Genomic DNA, 20,679 nt, shown 5'->3' with positions numbered 1-20,679 from the left:
TTATAAAAAATAGTTAAGAGGATACCTGACGTTTCGCTTAGAAATGCTATCTTTGGGGGAATTTTAAAATAAATGAGCACTTTAACCTTTTGAAACTGTACGTTATGATGGAAAAAACATTGGTCATTCTGAAACCTTGTACTCTTCAGCGAGGACTGGTTGGCGAGATTACTCGTCGTTTTGAGCGTAAAGGATTGCGTTTGGCGGGAATGAAAATGATGCAGTTGACAGATGAAGTGTTAAGTGAGCATTATTCACACCTTAGTTCGAAACCATTCTTTCAGCGAGTGAAAGATTCTATGATGACGGCTCCCGTTATCGTTTGTTGTTTTGAAGGTGTGGATGCTATTCAAGCCGTTCGTGCATTGGCAGGACCAACTAACGGACGTCTGGCAGCCCCGGGGACCATTCGCGGAGATTATAGTATGAGCTTTCAAGAGAACATTGTTCATACCTCTGATTCGCCGGAAACCGCAGTTGTCGAATTAAACAGATTCTTTAAACCGGAAGAAATATTCGATTACAAACAGGCTACTTTTGACTACCTGTATGCAAATGACGAATATTGATTGAATTGAATTAAACAAGACGAATGAATTTCAATTGCATTAAAACAGTAATGATTGCCGCTGCGGCTATGATCAGCCTGAACTCTTTTTCTCAGGATTTGATTGCCCGTCAGGCACCGATTGACAGAAAATTAAAAAGTGTAGATTCATTAGCATTGCAGAAACAGATTCGCGCAGAACAGTCTGAATATCCTGCACTGAGTCTGTATCCTAATTGGAACAACCAGTACGTACATGCTTACGGAAAGGATGCTATAATTCCCGATTCTTATACAATCGATCTCACGGGTTTCCATATGCCTACTCCCAGTACCCGTATCACTTCTCCCTTCGGACCACGTTGGAGAAGAATGCATAATGGACTTGACATCAAAGTGAACATTGGAGATACTATTGTAGCTGCTTTCGACGGAAAGGTACGTATTGTGAAGTATGAACGTAGAGGTTATGGTAAATATGTCGTTATTCGTCACGACAATGGACTGGAAACCGTATACGGTCACTTATCCAAACAGCTTGTGGAAGAGAACCAACTGGTAAAAGCCGGTGAACCCATTGCCTTGGGAGGAAATACCGGACGTTCAACGGGATCTCACTTACATTTTGAGACCCGTTTCCTGGGTATTGCCATCAATCCTGCATTAATGTTCGACTTCCCGAAACAGGATATCGTTGCCGATACATATACATTCAGAAAAACAAGAGGTTACGAACGTAACAAAGCCGGTTCACATGATACTAATATAGCATCGGACGGTGAAATCAGATATTACAAGGTTAAGAAAGGCGACAGTTTGTCCAGAATCGCTAAACTGCGCGGTGTTTCAGTTAGCACACTTTGCAAGTTGAACCGTATTACCACGAAGACAACACTTCGTCCGGGTCAAGTATTGCGCTGTTCATAATAGTTATACTACATAGACGGAAGAGGGCACTTTAATATTATTTAGAGTGCCCTCTTTTCATTTTTCTTTAATTATTGTTACCTTTGCACACTATTTGTAAGGAAATGAAAGATACCAGGCAACAATTTGAACATGTCATAGCATTATGCCGTGACCTATTCTCTAAGAAACTGCATGATTACGGTCCTGCATGGCGTATTCTGCGTCCTGCTTCCGTAACAGATCAGATATTTATCAAAGCCAACCGTATTCGTAGTATTGAAGTAAAAGGGGTGACTCTTGTCGACGAAGGAATCCGTTCCGAGTTTATTGCTATTGTCAACTATGGTATTATCGGGTTGATACAATTGGAACTCGGATATGCAGAGTCGGCTGATATAACAGTAGATGAAGCATTGGCTTTGTACGATAAGCATGCAAAGGAAGCATTGGAATTGATGCTTGCCAAGAATCATGATTATGATGAGGCATGGCGCAGTATGCGCGTTAGCTCGTATACTGATTTGATACTGATGAAGATTTATCGTACCAAGCAGATAGAGAGCCTTGCCGGTCAGACATTGGTATCAGAAGGCATTGACGCTAATTACATGGATATGATTAACTATTCTGTTTTCGGATTGATTAAGATAGAATTTGAAGGATAAGGAGCTACATATTATTCAGAAAGTATGGACCAATCTGTGCCGCTTCGTGCTGGCAGGGGTGTTCATCTTTTCAGGATTCGTGAAAGCAGTCGATCCGTTGGGATCGGAATATAAGATACAAGATTATCTGGATGCTTTCGGGATGGGAACGTGGTTTCCGGCCTTTTTCCCTTTGTTGGCGGGTATTGTTTTGTCAGCTGTCGAGTTTTCGGTAGGTGTGTTTCTGTTTTTGGGTATCCGGAAAACAACCGCTACCTGGTTGGCTTTGTTGCTGATGATCTGTATGACTCCTCTTACTCTGTATTTGGCATTGGCTAATCCGGTATCCGATTGTGGTTGTTTCGGTGACGCCTGGGTATTGACAAACTGGCAAACATTTTGGAAGAATGTTATTCTGCTGATTGCAGCAATTTCCGTTTTCCGGTGGAAGCATCAGATGATCCGTTTTATCAGTGCTAAGATGGAATGGCTCGTATCTCTATATACTTTCCTGTTTGTGTTTGCGCTTTCGTTCTATTGTCTGGGCAACTTGCCGATACTGGATTTTCGTCCTTATAAGATAGGGAAGAATATTCCGGAAAACATGAGTATCCCGGCAGGGGCAAAGCCGACGGTTTACGAGAGTGTTTTCGTGTTGGAGAAGAATGGTGAAAAGAAAGAGTTTTCGTTGGAAAATTATCCCGATAGTACCTGGAAATTCATTGAAGCGCGGACCGTTGTGAAAGAGAAAGGTTATGAGCCTTCTATCCATGATTTCTCAATGACTAATCTTGAAACAGGTGAAGATATTACAGATAAAGTACTGGCAGATAAAAACTATACATTCTTATTGGTAGCCCATCGGATTGAAGAGGCAGATGACAGTAACATTGATCTGATAAATGAGATTTATGATTATGCGGTAGAGCATGGTTATGGCTTTTACTGCCTGACCTCTTCGCTGGATTATCAGATAGAACAATGGAAAGATAAAACCGGAGCGGAATATCCGTTCTGCCTGATGGATGATATTACGTTGAAAACGATGATACGTTCCAATCCGGGACTGATGCTGATTAAAGAAGGTACCATTTTAAATAAATGGAGTGATAGTGAATTGCCTGATGAATATGCCCTGACTGACAAACTGGAAAACCTTGAACTGGGAAAACAGAAACAAGAGAGCGATGTGCATACGATCGGTTATGTACTCCTTTGGTTTGCTATCCCTTTATTGATGGTTTTGGGAGTTGATATTCTGGTTGTGAAGCGTCTTGAAAAGAAACGTAAAAAGGCTGCTGACAAAGCTGCCGGAAATTCACAAGTCTCTTCTGAAACGCAGAAGAATGAATAATTGAATCGTAAATTTATTAACCCTTTTAATAAAAAACAAAATGAGAAAAAACATTGTTGCAGGAAACTGGAAAATGAACAAAACCCTCCAGGAGGGTATTGCTCTTGCAAAAGAACTGAATGAAGCATTGGCTAACGAAAAGCCTAACTGTGATGTTATCATCTGTACTCCGTTTATCCACCTTGCTTCTGTAACTCCTCTTGTAGATGCTGCCAAGATTGGTGTTGGTGCTGAAAACTGCGCTGATAAAGAATCAGGTGCTTACACAGGTGAAGTTTCAGCCGCTATGGTTGCTTCTACAGGTGCTAAATATGTCATCCTGGGTCACTCAGAACGTCGTGCTTACTACGGTGAAACAGTTGAAATCCTGAAAGACAAAGTGAAATTGGCTTTGGCTAACGGTTTGACTCCTATTTTCTGTATCGGTGAAGTTCTGGAAGAACGCGAAGCTAACAAACAGAACGAAGTGGTTGCTGCTCAGTTAGAATCTGTATTCGATCTTTCTGCAGAAGACTTTGCTAAGATCGTTTTGGCTTACGAACCGGTTTGGGCTATCGGTACAGGTAAAACTGCTACTCCTGACCAGGCACAGGAAATCCATGCATTTATCCGTTCTGCTGTAGCCGGAAAATATGGAAAAGAAATTGCCGACAACACTTCTATCCTTTACGGTGGTAGCTGTAAACCTTCTAATGCAAAAGAACTGTTTGCCAACCCGGATGTTGACGGTGGCTTGATCGGTGGTGCTGCTTTGAAGGTTGCCGATTTCAAAGGTATCATTGATGCATTCAACTAATTAAAAGATTAAGAACTGGAAGTTGGGAATGTTGGTTATACCAATCAATCCATTCTCAATTTTCAGTTCTCCATTCCTCAATTGACAAGCTTATGAAGAAATTGAGCTTACTGTTTTTACTATTGGTTCTTGCGGCAGGCGTACAGGCTCAAAGCGATATTGTGAAGAGTCTGGAACGTAACGTGCCGGGGCAAGGGAAAGTGACCATTCATCAAGATCCACGCATTGCAGCTTTATTGGGTAGTGTTCCTCCCAGTACCGGTGAACAGAAGATACTCAAGTCTTCCGGATACCGGATACAGACTTATGCCGGCAATAATACTCGCCAGGCCAAGAACGAGGCGCATAACGTAGGCTCCCGGGTTAAGGAGTATTTTCCGGAACTTTCCGTTTATACCTCTTTCAATCCTCCCCGCTGGTTGTGCAGGGTAGGCGATTTTCGTAGTATCGAAGAAGCTGATGCCATGATGCGCAAGCTGAAAGCAACCGGTGTGTTTAAGGAAGTCTCTATTGTTAAAGATCAAATCAATATCCCCCTGTAATTATGTTAGAAAAAGAAGAAATCAACTCTCCGGCTTTGGAGGATTTAAAGAAGCATTATCGCAGTATTATCACTCTTTTAGGTGAGGATGCCGAACGGGAAGGTTTACTGAAGACCCCCGAACGTGTTGCTAAAGCTATGTTGACTCTGACCAAAGGTTATCACATGGATCCGCATGAAGTGCTTCGTTCGGCTAAGTTTCAGGAAGAATACAGCCAGATGGTGATTGTGAAAGATATCGATTTCTTCTCTCTTTGCGAACATCACATGCTGCCTTTCTACGGCAAAGCGCATGTGGCTTATATTCCTAACGGTTATATCACCGGACTTAGCAAGATAGCCCGGGTGGTAGATATTTTCTCTCACCGGTTGCAAGTGCAGGAGCGCATGACGCTCCAGATTAAAGAGTGCATCCAGGAAACCCTCAATCCATTGGGAGTGATGGTTGTCGTTGAAGCCAAACACATGTGTATGCAGATGCGTGGTGTTGAGAAACAAAATTCTGTAACTACTACTTCCGATTTTACAGGTGCTTTCAACCAGGCTAAAACCCGCGAAGAGTTTATGAATCTGATTCGTCAGAGATAAGTCTGGTGTAGTATATTATTGGTATATAGGGGCAATCGCGCTGAATTTATTAGTATTTAAGTTTGTTTATATAGCTTTTGTTTTTTATTTTTGTGCTAAATGAATTAACTTTTATTTTAGCGTATGCCCTCCAATTCCAGTGACTTAATCCGGTTCAACAAGTTCTTTTCCGAAAATCAGCAACGGTTTATCCGGTTTGCATGGACTTATACGCGTGACGAGATCGTAGCCGAAGATATCGTTATGGAGGCTTTAATGTCCTATTGGGAAAACCGTCTTAAGATCTCTTCTGAGATCAATCCTTCTGCCTATGTCCTTACGGTCGTAAAGAATAAGTGCCTTAATCATCTCCGCCATTTACAATTGGTCAATGAAGTGTCCGATCGCGTCAGTTCTCATTCAGAATGGGAATTGTCCAATCGTATCGCCACTTTGGATGCCTGTGAACCCAGTGCTTTATTTGCCGGAGAGGTGCAGAACATTATCGATCATGTGATTTCCCGTCTGTCCGCCAATACCGCCCGGATTTTCGTTCTGAGCCGTTACGAAAATAAATCCCACAAAGAAATAGCCGAGATAATGGGAATGACTGTAAAAGGCGTTGAATTTCATATCTCCAAAGCTACCAAAGAGCTTCGTGTAGCTCTGAAAGACTATCTGGTCTTGTTCCCTTTCTTATATGACTTCCTCACTTAAAAACCATTCAGAAAAATGTATTACGGGTATCCGAAGAAGGTGCTGCCCATAAAAAAAAGAACTTTTTTACTAGGGAGGCAATCTGTTTGCGTGTTATTAAGATGAATGCAGATAAAAACAGACCTATGAAAATAGAAAAAGAAATATTATATCGCTACTTTAACGGGGATGCCAGTCCTGAAGAAGAAAAGAAGATCCGCCAGTATATTGAAGCTTCCGAAGAAAACTGGAAGGAATATCTTCGGGAGAGGAAATTCTTCGATACGATTATTCTGAAGGAGCGGGCCGTTTCTGTCCAAAAGCAGGCCGGGCGACGACGGATGATCCGTAGAATCGGTTTTGAATGCCTGAAGGTGGCGGCTGTTCTGCTGATTGCTTTGGGGACAACGTATTTCTGGCTTAACCGACCCTCCGAAACAGAATCGAGAAGTGTGGTCAGCACTTTGAAGGGACAGATGGCGAACATCACTCTTCCCGACGGTAGCCGTGTCTGGCTTAACTCCAATACCCGAATTGAGTATCCGCAAAACTTTGCAGATAAAAGACGTGACGTAGAGATAGACGGCGAAGCCTATTTTGAGGTAACGCATGATGCAAAGAAACCCTTTGTGGTACATACTTCCGAAAAAGAACAGATTGAAGTACTCGGCACCCGGTTTTATGTAGAAGCCTATTCGGGTACCAAGGAGTTTGAGACAGCCTTGATAGAGGGGAGTGTCCGTGTGAAAGCAGGCAATTCCCAGTTAACGCTGCGTCCTTCGTACAAAGCCGTACTTAAAGGGGGTAAAATGACTGTCGAAAAAATCACTGATTTTGATACTTACCGTTGGCGTGAAGGACTGATTTGTTTTAAGAGTAAACGGTTTACTGAAATACTGCGAGAATTTGAAAAGTATTATGGTGTCGGGATAGGATTTGATGCCGCCAAAGTAGACAATCCGGTACTCACTGTCAAGTTCCGCTTGTCCGACGGAATAGAATATGCATTACGTGTTTTGCAGAGGGACGTGAACTTTAAGTACGTCCGGGATGATGAGAAGAATACATTTACCATTAAATAAATTGTTGAACCTTTAATAAGAATACTGCCTATGAAGAATACCGCTTAAATCTGATTGAAACAAAAGGCCGGTAAGTACTGCAATACCTACCAGCCTAAAGGAGAAACATTCTTCTTTTACTTGAAAAAGAAAAATATTAAATGAATTTATAAAGCAAAGATATGAAAAATACTCGTTGCACGGATTTTTATATACCTAAAAATTCGTCAATCAAACCATTATTTAAAACTATGAGAGTCACTACATTCTTACTTTTCTTTTGTGTATTCGGTGCCATGGCAGGTACTGTCAATTCTCAGAATGCAAGAGTGTCCATTAAAAAAACGAATGTCCCTTTAGAGGAAATACTGAATGAGATAGAACGTCAGACAGATTACCTGTTTATGTACTCGAATGCTGTCGATGTGAAAAGACACGCATCAATCCATGTTTCAGAGAAACCCGTATCGGAGGTCCTGAATCAGCTGCTTGGAAATCAAGTCTTGTACGAGATGGAAGGAACACACATCATTTTGTCCGACAAGCACAGCCCCCGGAATACGATAATCGTACAACAGGAAGACAAAATTCCGGTGAAAGGGAAGATTACCGACATGGCGGGTGAGCCCATCATAGGTGCCAGTATACTTGAGAAGGGAACTACCAACGGAATTATAACAGATCTCAACGGCGGCTTTTCGTTGGATGTATCTCCGGGAGCCATACTTGTCATCTCGTATATCGGATATGCCAAACAAGAAGTCAAAGTGATTCCCGGCAAGACTCTGAAGATAAAGATGAAAGAAGATGCCGAGTTGCTGGACGAAGTTGTTGTCGTGGGTTACGGTACGCAGAAGAAAGTAAACCTGACAGGTGCTGTTGAGACCATCGAGTCGGATGTCATTGAAAACCGTCCCATCCGTAGTGCCACGGATGCACTTCAGGGAACAGTATCGGGGCTGACAGTCAGTTCGGGTACCGGAAAGCCCGGAGAGTTTGCCTCTTTCAAGATACGTGGAAACACTTCCATCAATAGCGCCGGTGCTTTAGTGATTATCGACGGTATGCCGGGAGATATTAATGTGGTAAATCCACAGGATATTGAAACCATTTCAATATTGAAAGATGCCGCTTCTGCTGCTATTTATGGTGCACGTGCTGCCGAGGGAGTGGTATTGGTGACTACTAAGAAGGGGGCTTCGGAGAAGGTGAAGGTAGAGTATACCGGTAATTTTTCTTTTAATTCTCCTACGCGTTTACCTGAAAGCAATACGGGATTGGACCATGCATTATTATCCAACGTTGCATTTGCCAATGCCGGACTGGCCGCTCCTTTTTCACAGAAAGCAATTGATGCTATTAAAGATCCCAATACCATTGCTATTCCTAACGGTAAAGAGTGGATATATACTTCGGATGTGGACTGGATTGGTCTGATGATGGATCATAGTTTTCAGCAGACCCATAACTTAACTATTTCGAAAGCATCTGATCGTTTGAAGTATCTCTTTTCCATCGGCTGGCTTGATCAGAATGGAATGTTTTCTGAATATGGTCCTGACAATTATGACCGTATTAATCTCCGCTCAAATATCAGTGTTGAATTGATAAAGAACAAGCTGTCGTTTGATAGCCGTATCAGCTATTCACGGGGAGTAAACCTCTATCATGCTGCCGAAGGTTCGTGGTCAATTCCTTATATCACTTTTATACAGGCCGGTCCCAATATGCCTATTTATGATCCGAATGGAAATTATTCCCGCCACCGAATGCAGTTGAATCCGATTCAGGCCTTGAAAGAAGGCGGTGAAGGGCGTACCCGTAATCAACGGATTGAAGGAGTATTTACTTTAGAGTATAAACCGGTGAAAGGTCTTTCTCTACGGGCCGTCGGAGGTGCGAATATTCTTGACGGACAAAAAAAGGAATGGCGTAGAGCTTATGGAAAATATGGTGTGGAAGGTTTAATCTCGACTGCTTTTGGACAGAAAAGCCCGAACTCTGTAACGCAGAACAATTCCCATCGACAATATCTGACCGGGCAACTGATTGCCGAATACAAAGGTGTATTTGGAAAACACGATATTAATGTTCTTGGAGGATGGTCGGCAGAAGAGAATCTGTATGAAGATCTTCAGGGAAAACGTACCGATATCATAGGAAATGAACTGCCTGCGCTTAATCTGGGTGATACGGACGGATGGTCGAATGGTGCCGATGAAAATGAATGGGCATTGGTTTCAGGATTCATGCGTATGAATTATGCGTTTGCTTCCAAATATCTGGTTGAGGCCAACTTCCGTGCGGACGCTTCTTCACGTTTTTCAAAAAAGCACAGATGGGGCGTATTTCCTTCCGCTTCGGTCGGCTGGCGAATTACGGAAGAGAAGTTCATGAAGAATCAGCGCATTTTCGATAACCTGAAGCTCCGTGTTTCCTGGGGACAGTTGGGAAACCAGAACGGGTTAGGAATGTATGACCATATTGCCAGTTATAATATTAAGGGGTACTATCCGTTTAAGTCGGAACTCGGACAGTGGGCCGTCATTTCCAAACTGCCATCGGAGACAAGAACCTGGGAAACGGTAGAAATGAATAATTTTGCGGTAGACATGGCGTTTCTCAGAAACCGTCTGACAGTGACCGGAGAATATTTCATCAAACGGAACAAGGACATGCTGGTCAATGTCGAGGTTCCGAGTGTGATTGGAGTCGATGTGCCTACCGGCAATTATGGAGAACTTGAAGTGAAGGGCTGGGAAGTGACCGTAGGCTGGCAAGACCGGATTAAAGACTTTTCCTATAGTGCCCGTTTCAACTTATCCGATCAGAAAGATAAGCTCGTCGATTACGGAGTGGAGTATAACGGATTTGTGGCCGGTGTCAATCAGAAAGTTCAGGGATATTCTCTGGGGTCAATCTTCGGATACCGCACCGACGGATATTTCACGTCTGAAGAGGAAGTTAAGAATTCGGCTGCTTATAATAAATCTATTACCGGTGTAGGTGATATTAAGTATGTTGATAAAGACGGAGATGGAAAGATTTCAGCTCCTAACGATCTGGAATATCTGGGGACCACCACTCCGCGGTACACCTTTGGATTGAATCTGACTGCGGCATGGAAAGGGTTCGATCTGGGAATACTGTTCCAGGGCGTAGGCAAAAGAAATTTCTATTTGTCGAGTGAGGTGATGAATCCCTATTATGCTACCTGGAATAACTTCTCCTATAAGATGCACAATGACTATTGGACTCCGGAGAATCCGAATGCAGCCTTTCCGCGCTATTATGCCGGAGCTAATCATAACTATCAGATTTCCGACCACTGGTTGCAGAATGCGGCTTACGTACGTCTGAAAAATCTGCAACTGGGATATACGATAGACCCGAAACTGACCAAATCATGGGGTATCCAGCGCTTGAGAGTCTATTTTAGCGGCGATAATCTTTGTGAGTATAGCAAACTGAACGATAACTTCGATCCGGAGCTGTCTAATGTAGACGGATATGTATATCCTATCATGAGAAACTTTTCATTTGGACTAAACGTGACATTTTAATTCTTGAATTATGAAGATGAAAAATATATATCTTTGGTTGCTGACTGCAATCGTATTGTGTGGCTGTAGCGATTTCCTGGATCGGGAACCTAAAACCAATCTTTCACCTGCCAGCTTCTGGAAGTCGGAAAGCGATTTGAGACTGGCCACCAATGTGTTTTATCAGAATATGAATCGTTCGTATACATTAGATAACCAGAGTGCGGACGGTTTTGCTAACGTGAGCAATCAAGTCAGTTCGGGAACTCAGAGTCCGGGCAATACAGATGCTATCTGGACTGCGGCGTATAAGCAAATCCGGAATGCCAATAATTTTCTGGAAAATTATCAGAATGCCGAAGTCTCGGATGCCGTCAAGAACCGTTATGCCGGTGAAGCCCGGTTCTTCAGAGCCTATTTCTATTTTAATTTAGTGAAGCGTTTTGGTGATGTTCCCTATGTACTGAGCACGCTCGATATGGACTCGGAAGAATTGATGGGCCCCCGCACTCCTAAAGAACAAGTGATTGCAGGTATCATCGAAGACCTTGAATTTGCGGAGACCCACATTCCGCTGAAAAGCAAATTGTCTACCGACGTGGGACGACTGACCAAGGGAGCCGCCCAGGCAATGCTTGCCCGTGTGGCGCTCTATTGCGGCACGAGAAATAAGTTCCACGGTGACGGAGAGTATAAGAAATATCTTCAGATAGCCAAAGAAGCCAGTAAGCGGCTGATTGACACGAAAGAATATTCTTTGTATAAAGATTACCGCGATCTGTTCCTGCTGCCCGGAGAAGACTCGGACGAGCACATTCTTTCATATCGTTATTCTGCTGAGGCTGATACATACAATTCCCGTATCCGCGCTACGATAGCCGATCCCTCTCACACCCCTACCAAAGTGCTGGCCGATGCATTTCTCTGTAAAGACGGGCTTCCTGTGGAGAAGTCTGCTTATAAAGTAGAATATCTGCCTGCCGGTAAGGAGTTTGAGAACCGCGACCCGCGTATGGCACTTACTCTCTGGAAACCGGGAGATCCGTTCCTGGGAAAACCGTTTGTACCCAACCTTTCGAGCCAGACACGTACCGGATACATGTTCAAGAAGTATGGTGACGAAGAATCTTACTCGAATATGAAGTCGCGGATTGATGAAATACTGATTCGTTATGCCGAAGTGTTGCTTATCTATGCTGAGGCTTGTTTTGAACTGGAAGATAAGATCTCGGATGCCGACCTGAACCTTTCCGTCAACCGGCTCCGTGGCCGTTTCGAAGGTCATCCCGACCAACTGCCTGCCTTGACCAATGCTTTTGTAGAACAGCACGGTTTGAGCATGCGCGAAGAGATCCGCCGGGAACGCAGGGTGGAACTGGCTGCCGAATCGTTCCGTTACGATGACATTATCCGCTGGAAAACAGCCGAATCGGAATTACCGGTAGCCATCTTGGGTGCGAAATTTGACTCGGCGCTCTATCCGACAACTATACCGGGAAAAGACGTAACTTTGGATAAGAACGGCTTTTTGTTGGTACAGAAAGCAGAAAGCCGTACATTTGATGTTTCGAAACACTATCTCTTCCCATTGCCGCTTCGTGAGGTATCGTTGAATCCGGCATTAGAGCAGAACCCCGGGTGGTGAGGCCGGATGACTGATATCGAGGATATATTCCATAAATAAAAAAGTATGTAATGAAAACAAATCGAGCTTTTAAAGAAATTTGTGTGTTAGGCGGCTTGGCATATTCCGTTTGCGGAGTGGCTCAGGAGCGTCCGAATATTATTGTTTTTCTGGTTGATGATATGGGACTGATGGATACTTCCGTCCCCTTTCTGACAGATGAAAATGGTCAGCCGACGCGCCATCCCCTGAATGACTGGTATCATACTCCGAATATGGAAAGACTGGCTAAACAAGGTATTTGTTTTTCTACTTTTTATGCGCAAAGTGTAAGTTCCCCCTCCAGAGCTTCAATTATGACCGGACAAAATGCGACAAGGCACGGTGTCACCAACTGGATTAATGCCGAAAGCAATAACCGGACTCCTTTCGGGCCGCCCGAATGGAACTGGAAAGGTCTCAGGGAAGATATGCCCACTATGCCGAAAGTTTTGCAGCAGGCCGGGTATAAGACTATCCATGTCGGAAAGGCACATTTTGGTTGTATGGGTAGCGAAGGAGAGAATCCGCTGCATCTTGGTTTTGATGTAAATATCGCCGGTTCCGGCATAGGACATCCCGGCAGCTATTATGGCGAATGGGGATATGGGCATATCAAGGGGCAAAAGGCAAGGGCGGTTCCCGACCTGGAAAAGTATCATGGGACGGACATCTTTCTAAGTGAAGCTCTGACGATAGAAGCGAACCGGGAGATAACCAAGGCGGTAGAAGAAAAGCGTCCTTTTTATCTGAATATGGCTCATTATGCGGTCCATGCGCCTTTTCAGGCAGATAAACGCTTTTTGTCACGGTATACCGATCCGGATAAGAGCGAACAGGCAAGGGCGTTTGCTACTTTAATAGAAGGCATGGATAAATCCTTGGGGGATATTATGGACCAACTTGAGAAGTTGGGAATTGCCGAAAATACCTTGATCTTCTTTTTAGGAGATAATGGTGGCGACGCCCCTCTGGGAGATGAACGCGGATATGGCTCTTCTGCTCCGTTGAGAGGGAAAAAAGGTACGGAGTTCGAAGGAGGTATGCGTGTTCCTTTTATTGCGGGCTGGGCAAAGCCTGAGAAAGAGAGTAAAGTGCAGAAGCGTTTACCGATTGAAGCGGGAGGTATGCAGACACAGTTGGGGACAATAATGGATATTTATCCGACAGTGTTGGCCGTGGCCGGATGTAAAGCTCCTCAGGGCTATGCGATAGATGGATCCGACCTCAAAAAGCAATTAAGCGGTAAAGTAAACCGGAGGCGTCCCGAGTCTTTCTTGATGCACTTTCCGCATGCTCACCGTGGCAATTACTTTACGACATATCGTATGGGGGACTGGAAACTGATTTATTATTATCTTCCCGAGACCCCGCAACAACCGAAGGCTCTGCTTTACAATCTGAAGGATGATCCTGAAGAAAGGAATGAACTCTCTTCTGCGTATCCCGATAAGTGTAAAGAGATGATCCGGAAAATGTCTGACCAGTTGGTAAAGGAAGGAGCTCTTTATCCGGTAGATAAGCAAGGAAATGAACTGAAGCCCTTTGTCTACTTCTGACAAGTGAAGGTTTACTGATACATCAAGAGGGTGTGTCGAGACTCACATTTTTTCGACGCACCCTCTTTTTTGTTACAAACTGTATGTGTATCCGCTTCTTTAAGAAAGCGATGACGGTGCATAACCGGATGTGGTCAGCGCAACACCACCCGGTCGCCCAGGCGTTTGGCCATCAGGTTCTGTATTTCCTTCATCTCCTTATACCGTTGCATGACGGCGTCACATTGAGCGTTGTCATTGGCTATCGCAGGATCTTGCAGCGCATACATGATGTGCTTCAGTTCTTCTGCCACGATGGCATTCTTGAAGTTGATCATCAGCATCGGAACCATTTCGTACAAACGTTCTTCGTCCGTTACCAGCTTTTGTGTTTTCGAGTGATATTTACTCAGTTGATACCGGTCGCTTGCCAGTTCGGTGGCTATTGTGCTGATAGCCGGATCGGGGTGCGCCACAAAGAAACGTTCGGAGGCGAACTCCTGTTCGCGGATATGTTCGGCGGCTTCCGAGAGGATACGGCGGTGCAGCGGGTTATGGAACGCCAGTTCGTCTTCTTTCAGGTCGTTGATGACATACTCCACCACTGTGACCGGTACTTCGTTCCCCTCTTCATCCGTCATGTTGCACATCACCCTTTCTCCGTAGCGGATGATCATCTGGATGATAAGGCGTTCGTATTTGTAGAACTCCTGTCCCTCTTTGCCCTCCTGGGGGATAAACGACTGGTAGGTATCGATTTCTGCCTCTTCCGGCGGAAATGGAGGAGGTATCTCGCCTGCTTCCGGTACCGGAGCATGGTTGGCGACGGTCGGTTTATTCCCTTTCTCGGCCTGAAGTTCACGGCGCTTGGCCACTTCCGAAACCAACAGTTTGTCTTCTATCCGCAATAACTGTCCGCACTCTTTGATATAAACATCCCTGACGATGGCTTCCGGAATGACCGCGATGCTGCGTACGATGTCGTTTATCAGTTCCGCCCGTTTCATCGGATCTTTGCCCGCATCCTCCATCAGGAGTTGTGCCTTGAAACGTATAAAGTCCGTTTCGTGTTCCTGTATAAAGTTCTGGAACTCCGTGGCGTTGTGTTTCCTTGCAAAAGAGTCCGGGTCGTCGCCATCGGGCAAGAGGCATACTTTGATGTTCATTCCCTCTTCGAGCAACATGTCTATACCTCGGATCGACGCTTTGATTCCCGCCATGTCGCCGTCATAGAGCACGGTGATATTGTTGGTGAAACGGTGAATCAGCCGGATCTGTCCCGGTGTCAGGGACGTACCGGAAGAGGCCACTACGTTTTCCACCCCCGACTGGTGCATCGAGATCACGTCCGTATATCCTTCCACAAGGAAGCAGCGGTCCTGCTTTACGATGGCCTGTTTGGCAAAGTAGATGCCGTAAAGTTCGTTGCTTTTATGATAAATTTCCGACTCCGGAGAGTTGACATACTTGGCGAGTTTCTTGTTTTCCGTACTGAGCACACGCCCGCCGAACGCAACCACTTTGCCCGAAAGCGTGTGGACCGGAAACATGACACGTCCCCAGAAGCGGTCACGCAGTTTATGGTCGTCCGTCTCATAGCAAAGCCCCGTCTTTACGAGAAACTCTTTTTTGAAGCCTTTGCGCATCGCCTCCTGTGCCAGAGCGTCACGCCCTTCGGTGCTGAACCCCAGTTGGAATTTGTCGATAATATCATCGCGGAAGCCTCGCTGGCGGAAGTAAGCCAGTCCGATGCTGCGTCCGTCTACGTGGTTTTTCAGGATATTCTGGAAATAGTCGCGGGCGAAGTTGTTGACAATGAACATACTTTCTCGGTTGCTCTGCACCTCTTTTTCTTCATTGGTAAGCTCCCGTTCCTTGATTTCTATATTATATTTCTTGGCCAGATAGCGGAGTGCTTCGGGGTAGGACATCTGTTCGTGCTCCATGATAAAGTGCACCGCGTTACCGCCCTTACCACAACTGAAGCATTTGCAAAGTCCCTTTGAGGGAGACACGCTGAACGAGGGTGTTTTCTCGTTATGGAAAGGGCAAAGTCCCACGTAGTTCACACCGCGTTTGCGCAGCGTGACGAAATCCGAAACCACTTCTACGATTTGTGCGGCATCGAGTATACGGTCTATGGTTGCCTGGTCTATCATTGTTTTATCTCCTTGCGGATGCAAATGTACGTGATATTTCTTGGATAATCAAATGGCTTTTCAGTGGATTCGGCAGGCCGTGCCGATTTATCGGATATTTGCTTTATGTCGCAAATACGGATTGTTTTGCATTAAAAAGTCAGCCAATAAGGCTTTTGTCTGGCGGATGCCCGATTGTTTTTGATCCAACGGGAGGAAGAAAAAGGAAATCGGCGGGCTTTTTCGGTTGGAGAGCCGGGCTTTTGAGTGGGCAGAGCCTTTGTCCGGGGTGAAAAGAGCCTTTGTTTTCCGAAAAAGACGGTTGCATTTCCACCGAAAGACGGTTACATTTTCCGAAAATGATTACTTCTTTTTCAAATATCTCTATATGTTTTTCATAATTACATATATTGTTCCGTTTAAGATCCTGGTTTTCCCTGTTTTTCTCTCTGGTTGCTTGCCCGTCCCGGAACTTCCTTTTCTGCCAGAAAGGTACTCTCGCCACTTCTGAGTGGATAATATGATACAGGAAGAGCTCTTTGCTGCTCAATATGCTTCTTATATCGATAAATGCGATCAATCGGATCGGAGGAAAAATGAATTAGATCCGTTTTTTCCTTCTTGCCTTTCCCTCGGGACTGAAGAATGAAAACTGAGCGTTTCTTATTATCATTTTGACATTTTGCTCATCCTTAGATTGAAATACTTAGGGGGGTATCAGACGATACTTTTTAGTAAGGTACAAATTTTATTTTAATTCAACAAATAAACGGAATATTTGCTTTTTTAATGGCTTATACATCTTTTGGTAAAATTGGCTTTAAATTCTGATATTCTGAAACAGGAAACATTAATTGCAGGTATTGTAGCAATTGTTGCCATGGCTGGTATCTTTTTGGGGGGAGGAAAACTAAGTATGCCCAATGTTTCGGATATCGCGTTGTGGAAGATATAGAGGCACTCTTCAGGATTTCAGGAATATAGTCAATAAACTTTTGGAAAAGGAAACTGATGGCTATAAATAAAATAATGAGATACTTGTATACAATTGGCAAGGTGCGTTACAAGAAATATACCACTTGAATCTGTTTGTTGATAAATTTTATGTTAGTGACGATGATCGGCAAATGTGGGTCTCAGTAATACAAAAAGAGAGGCGTGTAACCGACTCTCCAAGTAGCATTACTGCGTACCGTCAGGATGCTTATTGCTGGTAGGTTGCTCCTCAGCAGAGCCTACTTCCTCTTAACATCCTGATACAAAGATAATAGACAAAAGTTAATTAATAATGAATTATCCAACTTTGTTTGGATTTTAAATGGAAAGGTATCATGAAAAGAGTACTGTTGTTTTTTGTTTTTGCAATAGGATTGCTTTTAGTCTGTGTGCAATCTTTTTCTAATTTAGATTTTATATTTAGGGGTATGTAACTACCTAATAAATAATGAGTATTCTAGTTTATCAAGAGACTATTTCCGAATGAATTTACCACCATAGAAACCATTTCACAGGCTAAAAACTTGACGAATGAACAGAACAAGGAACATATCAAACTCGACAGGCTCCTTGTATACTGACAATTATATCTTTCATTTTTGGAAAAATCATCTTCTGTTTTTGCAAATCAGTACGAGGAAATCCAAGCCGGATTTCCTTTTGCCGTTATATGCTATTGTGTATAACAGGTATCCGTTGTTTGTCATCCGCAACCTATTGCCATCCTCTTTATTCCCTTATTTTGCCGGTCTTTCCTTGATAATACGATTATCTGATGATTACAGTCAATAAATTGAATCACAAGCATATCATTCCGATTCTTTGTGGCATCAAAATTTTAGGAATATGGGAAACGAACTTACATTCAACGACCTTCCTCCGGTTGTAGCCGAGCTTCGAGACGAGGTAATCGGCATGAAGCAGATGCTCACTTGTCTGCAAAAGAGAACGTGCAACGCAAGGAGAATACCCACTGCCCATGTTAGTGGATGAAGCTGCTGAATATCTGAAAATACCGCTCCGTATTCTCTATGTGAAATTGGGTGACGGCACTGTCTCTGCCACCAAGCTGGGAAAGCGATATGTACTCTATCAGGACGAACTGGACAAGTGGCTGGAGTGTAACCGGAAGACCTTCATGCCACTTTCAGCGGAGGAAGAGAATGTTGCCATCTTTGCTGCAAACAGGCGCAAGCCCACTAACAGGAAATGGTAGTTATGGAAATACGAGAGAAGGACGGCGGCATCAGACCACAGCCGTTCAATCCGATAGCTGCCATCGGTGTAGAACTGAGCGAACAGTAGCAGATTGCGAAAAATGTACCTGCCCGAAGCGGCATGTTCTCAGTCAAGACTACCAACCTGACCATTCAGGAAGCAGCGAACCGCCCGAACCCCGTATTCTTCGACAGTGTGTTTGCCATCGGCAAGAGTGCAAAGGATGAGAATCTTAGATATATCAAGCAACTCAAGGTGAGGTACGGAAATTTTGAACATGGAGGAAACAATATGATTGTGTGCGTCGTCGAAAAGGCGGATGACTTCTTGCATTTCATCACGCTCAGTCATGCTATCGAATCCGCACACTTCAGAGATATAACGGAGAAGGAAAGGAGCAGGATGAAAAACGAAGTCCGGACACTTCACTCGCGGGAGCCTACCGTGAAATCGGCAAAAAGCTCGGTATCTCCAAAACTACGGTTAAAAGGTACTGTAAGCCATGATACGCAGGGTGTTCCGGTGTCTCACTTTTTTCTCCTATGGGAAGACTGGACACAGGGGATAGTTCGGAACGGGTGGGACAGTATGGGACACCTGCCCAAAAAACTTTTATAAACCATTCAATCCATGAGAATAGTGCAGAATATAAACGGAGACGGAAGCCAAGCCTCGCAAATCCCCAATCCGGATACTGTCCCAAAGTGTCTCGGCCATTTCACCCATCCCACTCAGTACAGAGGTATAGAGGTGGGGCACATGGGGACACCAAGGTTCAAAACGAATAATAAAGTGAAATATAACATATCAACTGGAAAAATACAAAAACCGGAGCAGTCGGCATATGTGTTCCCAGTGTGGACGGGCAAGATGCTTTACCTACTATGTGAATGAGAATGGGCAGCCGTTTGACAAATCTGTGGGCAGGTGTGACCATGAGAGCGGATGCGGCTACCATTATCCGACCAAGGAATATTTTAAGGACAATCCCGACAAGAATATGAAGTTGTGCTAGCGTTTTGACACATTTACATTAAGGTTTATTTTTTCATTCTTGCAACTGCTGATTCGTATAAACAAATAATTTTATGACGAACTGTTGTGCATAATTAAAATAATTTTATTATCTTTGGTTAAGCTCTCTGGTTCGGAGAGCTCAAATTCGGTGTGCTTTATTTGAAAAGTGGGAACTTTTCTTTAAAGTTGCCGTTTGATAGGTATTTGCTGTTCTTTTGTTATAATGTTTGTTCTGACGAAATTCGTAAAGAAGATAGGTTATGAAAAAGGTTTTGGAAGAGTTTGCCCGTATTTACAGATTTCATGAAGACTACCTTATGGGCAAAACCGACTTTATGCGGTTGCGATACAAGAAAGGCGAGAAGCTGGAAATGGAGATAAGCAGTGGTATTATGGTCACCATACTTGAAGGCGAGGTGCATATAATGTGCAATCACCTTTGGCTGAGGGATAGCATAAAGAAGGGAGAGTTCTTCCTTCTATTGGAACATTCGTTCATTTCGATTGATATTCTGGAGGATACGGAGGTGTTCATCATGCGGTCGGACTCGTTATCCAAAGGGGGAGAAACGCTTGTGCTCGACAAACTGTCAAGGCTGTCGTCGCGGATAAACTACAATTTGGACAGTCTTCCCGTATGTCCACAGTTGCTGGAAATTGGTCGTCAAATAATGGATTATATGAAAGCTGGTATCATGAGCGATTCGTTGGCATATATCAAACGTATGGAGTTATTCTATGTGCTGTTGTCCAACTATTCCGAAATGGAGCTCGCGTCCCTGCTTTATCCATTGGTATCTCGTTCGCCGCAATTTCGCCACTTTGTACTCAACAATTACAGGAAGGTGAAGAGCGTGAAGGAGCTTGTGCAGATATCCAACATGAGCAAAAGCCTGTTCTACGAGAAATTCGTCGAAGAGTTTCATATGCCGGTTAAGGAGTGGATGCTCCAAAAGAAGCAAGACATGATTCAACTCAAGGCTGCTAAGCCCGGGATGACGGTGAAGCAATTGGTGAACGAGAGTGACTGTTGCTCGTTCCAGCAGTTCCATTCATTCTGCAAGAGATATTTTGGCTGTTCTCCGCGCGAGCTGATAAAGGAAAAGCAGGGTATTATTACTTTGGATTTAATCCTCCACGAGAAAGAGTAAGTAAATTATCGAGGACACTGAAAAAGTCCTCTTGTTTCCCTTCTATAAAGAAATGGCGGTATAAATTCAAGAAAATCCGGATTTATACCGTTTTTTTGTATCTTCGAGTCACCAAAAGAATACCGCCATGTTAGCACCCCAAGAGCGTTTGGCTTTTAGTGATTATTCAAGTCTTTATGATTTGATCATCCCTCAGGATAACCTGCTTCGACGCATCAACTCGCTGATAGACTTTTCCTTTGTTTATAATGAGCTCGTTTCCAAATATTATCCGGACAATGGTCGTATCGCCGAGAGCCCT

At 44.0% G+C, this 20,679-nt stretch carries 19 protein-coding genes and 1 pseudogene; 19 read left to right on the top strand and 1 reads right to left on the bottom strand.

The features are described from left to right. Window positions 1-104 precede the first annotated feature (104 nt). The 12 genes from ndk to JZY04_RS19800 all read left to right on the top strand — a co-directional run bounded on the left by ndk (window position 105) and on the right by JZY04_RS19800 (window position 13,879). A complete protein-coding gene (ndk, locus tag JZY04_RS19855) occupies window positions 105-569 on the top strand; it encodes a nucleoside-diphosphate kinase (protein ID WP_005781616.1) in 465 nt (154 codons plus the stop codon). A 23-nt stretch (window positions 570-592) separates the two neighbouring features. Further along, window positions 593-1,474, top strand: a complete 882-nt coding sequence (locus JZY04_RS19850) for a M23 family metallopeptidase (protein ID WP_005781615.1) — start codon at window positions 593-595, stop codon at window positions 1,472-1,474. Between the two features lie 104 nt (window positions 1,475-1,578). Then, on the top strand, window positions 1,579-2,121 hold the full coding sequence (locus JZY04_RS19845) for a DUF1599 domain-containing protein (protein WP_005781613.1): 543 nt from the start codon (window positions 1,579-1,581) through the stop codon (window positions 2,119-2,121). After that, window positions 2,111-3,454 (top strand): BT_3928 family protein, encoded by a 1,344-nt coding sequence (locus JZY04_RS19840; RefSeq protein WP_122143638.1) that lies wholly within the window; start codon window positions 2,111-2,113, stop codon window positions 3,452-3,454. Before JZY04_RS19845 ends, JZY04_RS19840 begins: the two co-directional genes overlap by 11 nt. A gap of 40 nt (window positions 3,455-3,494) precedes the next feature. Beyond that, window positions 3,495-4,250 (top strand): triose-phosphate isomerase, encoded by a 756-nt coding sequence (tpiA, locus tag JZY04_RS19835; protein WP_005781610.1) that lies wholly within the window; start codon window positions 3,495-3,497, stop codon window positions 4,248-4,250. A 92-nt stretch (window positions 4,251-4,342) separates the two neighbouring features. Beyond that, window positions 4,343-4,792 carry an SPOR domain-containing protein gene (locus JZY04_RS19830; protein WP_005781608.1) on the top strand — a complete coding sequence of 150 codons (450 nt, stop codon included), beginning with the start codon at window positions 4,343-4,345 and terminating at the stop codon, window positions 4,790-4,792. A 2-nt stretch (window positions 4,793-4,794) separates the two neighbouring features. Continuing rightward, window positions 4,795-5,379: a GTP cyclohydrolase I FolE gene (folE, locus tag JZY04_RS19825; protein WP_005821937.1), complete on the top strand. Its 585-nt coding sequence runs from the start codon at window positions 4,795-4,797 to the stop codon at window positions 5,377-5,379. 123 nt (window positions 5,380-5,502) lie between these two features. Beyond that, window positions 5,503-6,075 carry an RNA polymerase sigma-70 factor gene (locus tag JZY04_RS19820; RefSeq protein ID WP_005781604.1) on the top strand — a complete coding sequence of 191 codons (573 nt, stop codon included), beginning with the start codon at window positions 5,503-5,505 and terminating at the stop codon, window positions 6,073-6,075. 125 nt (window positions 6,076-6,200) lie between these two features. Next, a complete protein-coding gene (locus JZY04_RS19815; RefSeq protein WP_122143637.1) occupies window positions 6,201-7,136 on the top strand; it encodes a FecR family protein in 936 nt (311 codons plus the stop codon). Window positions 7,137-7,297: 161 nt separating this feature from the next. Then, complete coding sequence (locus JZY04_RS19810) at window positions 7,298-10,678, top strand: TonB-dependent receptor (protein ID WP_122143636.1); 3,381 nt, start codon at window positions 7,298-7,300, stop codon at window positions 10,676-10,678. A 16-nt stretch (window positions 10,679-10,694) separates the two neighbouring features. Then, entirely contained in the window at window positions 10,695-12,302 is a 1,608-nt protein-coding gene (locus tag JZY04_RS19805) for a RagB/SusD family nutrient uptake outer membrane protein (protein WP_122143643.1), read from the top strand. Window positions 12,303-12,352: 50 nt separating this feature from the next. After that, window positions 12,353-13,879, top strand: coding sequence for a sulfatase (locus tag JZY04_RS19800; RefSeq protein ID WP_122143635.1), 1,527 nt, complete (start codon window positions 12,353-12,355; stop codon window positions 13,877-13,879). A 134-nt stretch (window positions 13,880-14,013) separates the two neighbouring features. Here JZY04_RS19800 and dnaG read toward each other — a convergent pair whose 3' ends face one another. Next, window positions 14,014-16,017: a DNA primase gene (gene dnaG, locus JZY04_RS19795; protein WP_122130975.1), complete on the bottom strand. Its 2,004-nt coding sequence runs from the start codon at window positions 16,015-16,017 to the stop codon at window positions 14,014-14,016. A gap of 1,821 nt (window positions 16,018-17,838) precedes the next feature. Here dnaG and JZY04_RS21405 point away from each other — a divergent pair. The 7 genes and pseudogenes from JZY04_RS21405 to JZY04_RS19770 form a co-directional block, all read left to right on the top strand. After that, entirely contained in the window at window positions 17,839-17,985 is a 147-nt protein-coding gene (locus tag JZY04_RS21405) for a hypothetical protein (RefSeq protein ID WP_250707178.1), read from the top strand. Further along, window positions 17,972-18,208: an excisionase family DNA-binding protein gene (locus JZY04_RS21400; protein WP_250707179.1), complete on the top strand. Its 237-nt coding sequence runs from the start codon at window positions 17,972-17,974 to the stop codon at window positions 18,206-18,208. The genes JZY04_RS21405 and JZY04_RS21400 overlap by 14 nt, the downstream gene beginning before the upstream one ends. A gap of 122 nt (window positions 18,209-18,330) precedes the next feature. Beyond that, the gene (locus JZY04_RS19785) at window positions 18,331-18,828 is read left to right on the top strand and encodes a hypothetical protein (RefSeq protein ID WP_250707181.1); all 498 of its coding nucleotides are present in this window, start codon (window positions 18,331-18,333) and stop codon (window positions 18,826-18,828) included. A gap of 12 nt (window positions 18,829-18,840) precedes the next feature. Beyond that, window positions 18,841-19,104 (top strand): hypothetical protein, encoded by a 264-nt coding sequence (locus JZY04_RS19780; protein WP_122143634.1) that lies wholly within the window; start codon window positions 18,841-18,843, stop codon window positions 19,102-19,104. Next, complete coding sequence (locus JZY04_RS21395; RefSeq protein WP_250707183.1) at window positions 19,055-19,225, top strand: PG0870-related protein; 171 nt, start codon at window positions 19,055-19,057, stop codon at window positions 19,223-19,225. Before JZY04_RS19780 ends, JZY04_RS21395 begins: the two co-directional genes overlap by 50 nt. Window positions 19,226-19,487: 262 nt before the next feature. After that, window positions 19,488-20,378, top strand: coding sequence for a helix-turn-helix domain-containing protein (locus JZY04_RS19775; protein WP_122143633.1), 891 nt, complete (start codon window positions 19,488-19,490; stop codon window positions 20,376-20,378). Between the two features lie 127 nt (window positions 20,379-20,505). After that, window positions 20,506-20,679: pseudogene (locus JZY04_RS19770) on the top strand (IS5/IS1182 family transposase); the annotation flags it as partial.

Origin of the sequence: Bacteroides sp. 11BF (assembly GCF_019633765.1) — a bacterium.
Lineage (GTDB): Bacteria > Bacteroidota > Bacteroidia > Bacteroidales > Bacteroidaceae > Bacteroides > Bacteroides hominis.
Note: the sequence above shows the minus strand (reverse complement) of the source record. Positions and strands in the feature narration are given on the sequence as shown.

Bases quoted from the DNA above. Each gene is read 5' to 3' on its own strand.
- JZY04_RS19805 (WP_122143643.1), top strand. From the start codon at position 10,695: ATGAAAAATATATATCTTTGGTTGCTGACTGCAATCGTATTGTGTGGC.
- ndk (WP_005781616.1), top strand. From the start codon at position 105: ATGATGGAAAAAACATTGGTCATTCTGAAACCTTGTACTCTTCAGCGA.
- JZY04_RS19800 (WP_122143635.1), top strand. From the start codon at position 12,353: ATGAAAACAAATCGAGCTTTTAAAGAAATTTGTGTGTTAGGCGGCTTG.
- dnaG (WP_122130975.1), bottom strand. From the start codon at position 16,017: ATGATAGACCAGGCAACCATAGACCGTATACTCGATGCCGCACAAATC.
- JZY04_RS21405 (WP_250707178.1), top strand. From the start codon at position 17,839: ATGGGAAACGAACTTACATTCAACGACCTTCCTCCGGTTGTAGCCGAG.
- JZY04_RS19820 (WP_005781604.1), top strand. From the start codon at position 5,503: ATGCCCTCCAATTCCAGTGACTTAATCCGGTTCAACAAGTTCTTTTCC.
- JZY04_RS19780 (WP_122143634.1), top strand. From the start codon at position 18,841: ATGAGAATAGTGCAGAATATAAACGGAGACGGAAGCCAAGCCTCGCAA.
- JZY04_RS21395 (WP_250707183.1), top strand. From the start codon at position 19,055: ATGTGTTCCCAGTGTGGACGGGCAAGATGCTTTACCTACTATGTGAAT.
- tpiA (WP_005781610.1), top strand. From the start codon at position 3,495: ATGAGAAAAAACATTGTTGCAGGAAACTGGAAAATGAACAAAACCCTC.
- folE (WP_005821937.1), top strand. From the start codon at position 4,795: ATGTTAGAAAAAGAAGAAATCAACTCTCCGGCTTTGGAGGATTTAAAG.
- JZY04_RS19815 (WP_122143637.1), top strand. From the start codon at position 6,201: ATGAAAATAGAAAAAGAAATATTATATCGCTACTTTAACGGGGATGCC.
- JZY04_RS19850 (WP_005781615.1), top strand. From the start codon at position 593: ATGAATTTCAATTGCATTAAAACAGTAATGATTGCCGCTGCGGCTATG.
- JZY04_RS21400 (WP_250707179.1), top strand. From the start codon at position 17,972: ATGTTAGTGGATGAAGCTGCTGAATATCTGAAAATACCGCTCCGTATT.
- JZY04_RS19830 (WP_005781608.1), top strand. From the start codon at position 4,343: ATGAAGAAATTGAGCTTACTGTTTTTACTATTGGTTCTTGCGGCAGGC.
- JZY04_RS19775 (WP_122143633.1), top strand. From the start codon at position 19,488: ATGAAAAAGGTTTTGGAAGAGTTTGCCCGTATTTACAGATTTCATGAA.
- JZY04_RS19845 (WP_005781613.1), top strand. From the start codon at position 1,579: ATGAAAGATACCAGGCAACAATTTGAACATGTCATAGCATTATGCCGT.
- JZY04_RS19810 (WP_122143636.1), top strand. From the start codon at position 7,298: ATGAAAAATACTCGTTGCACGGATTTTTATATACCTAAAAATTCGTCA.
- JZY04_RS19785 (WP_250707181.1), top strand. From the start codon at position 18,331: ATGTTCTCAGTCAAGACTACCAACCTGACCATTCAGGAAGCAGCGAAC.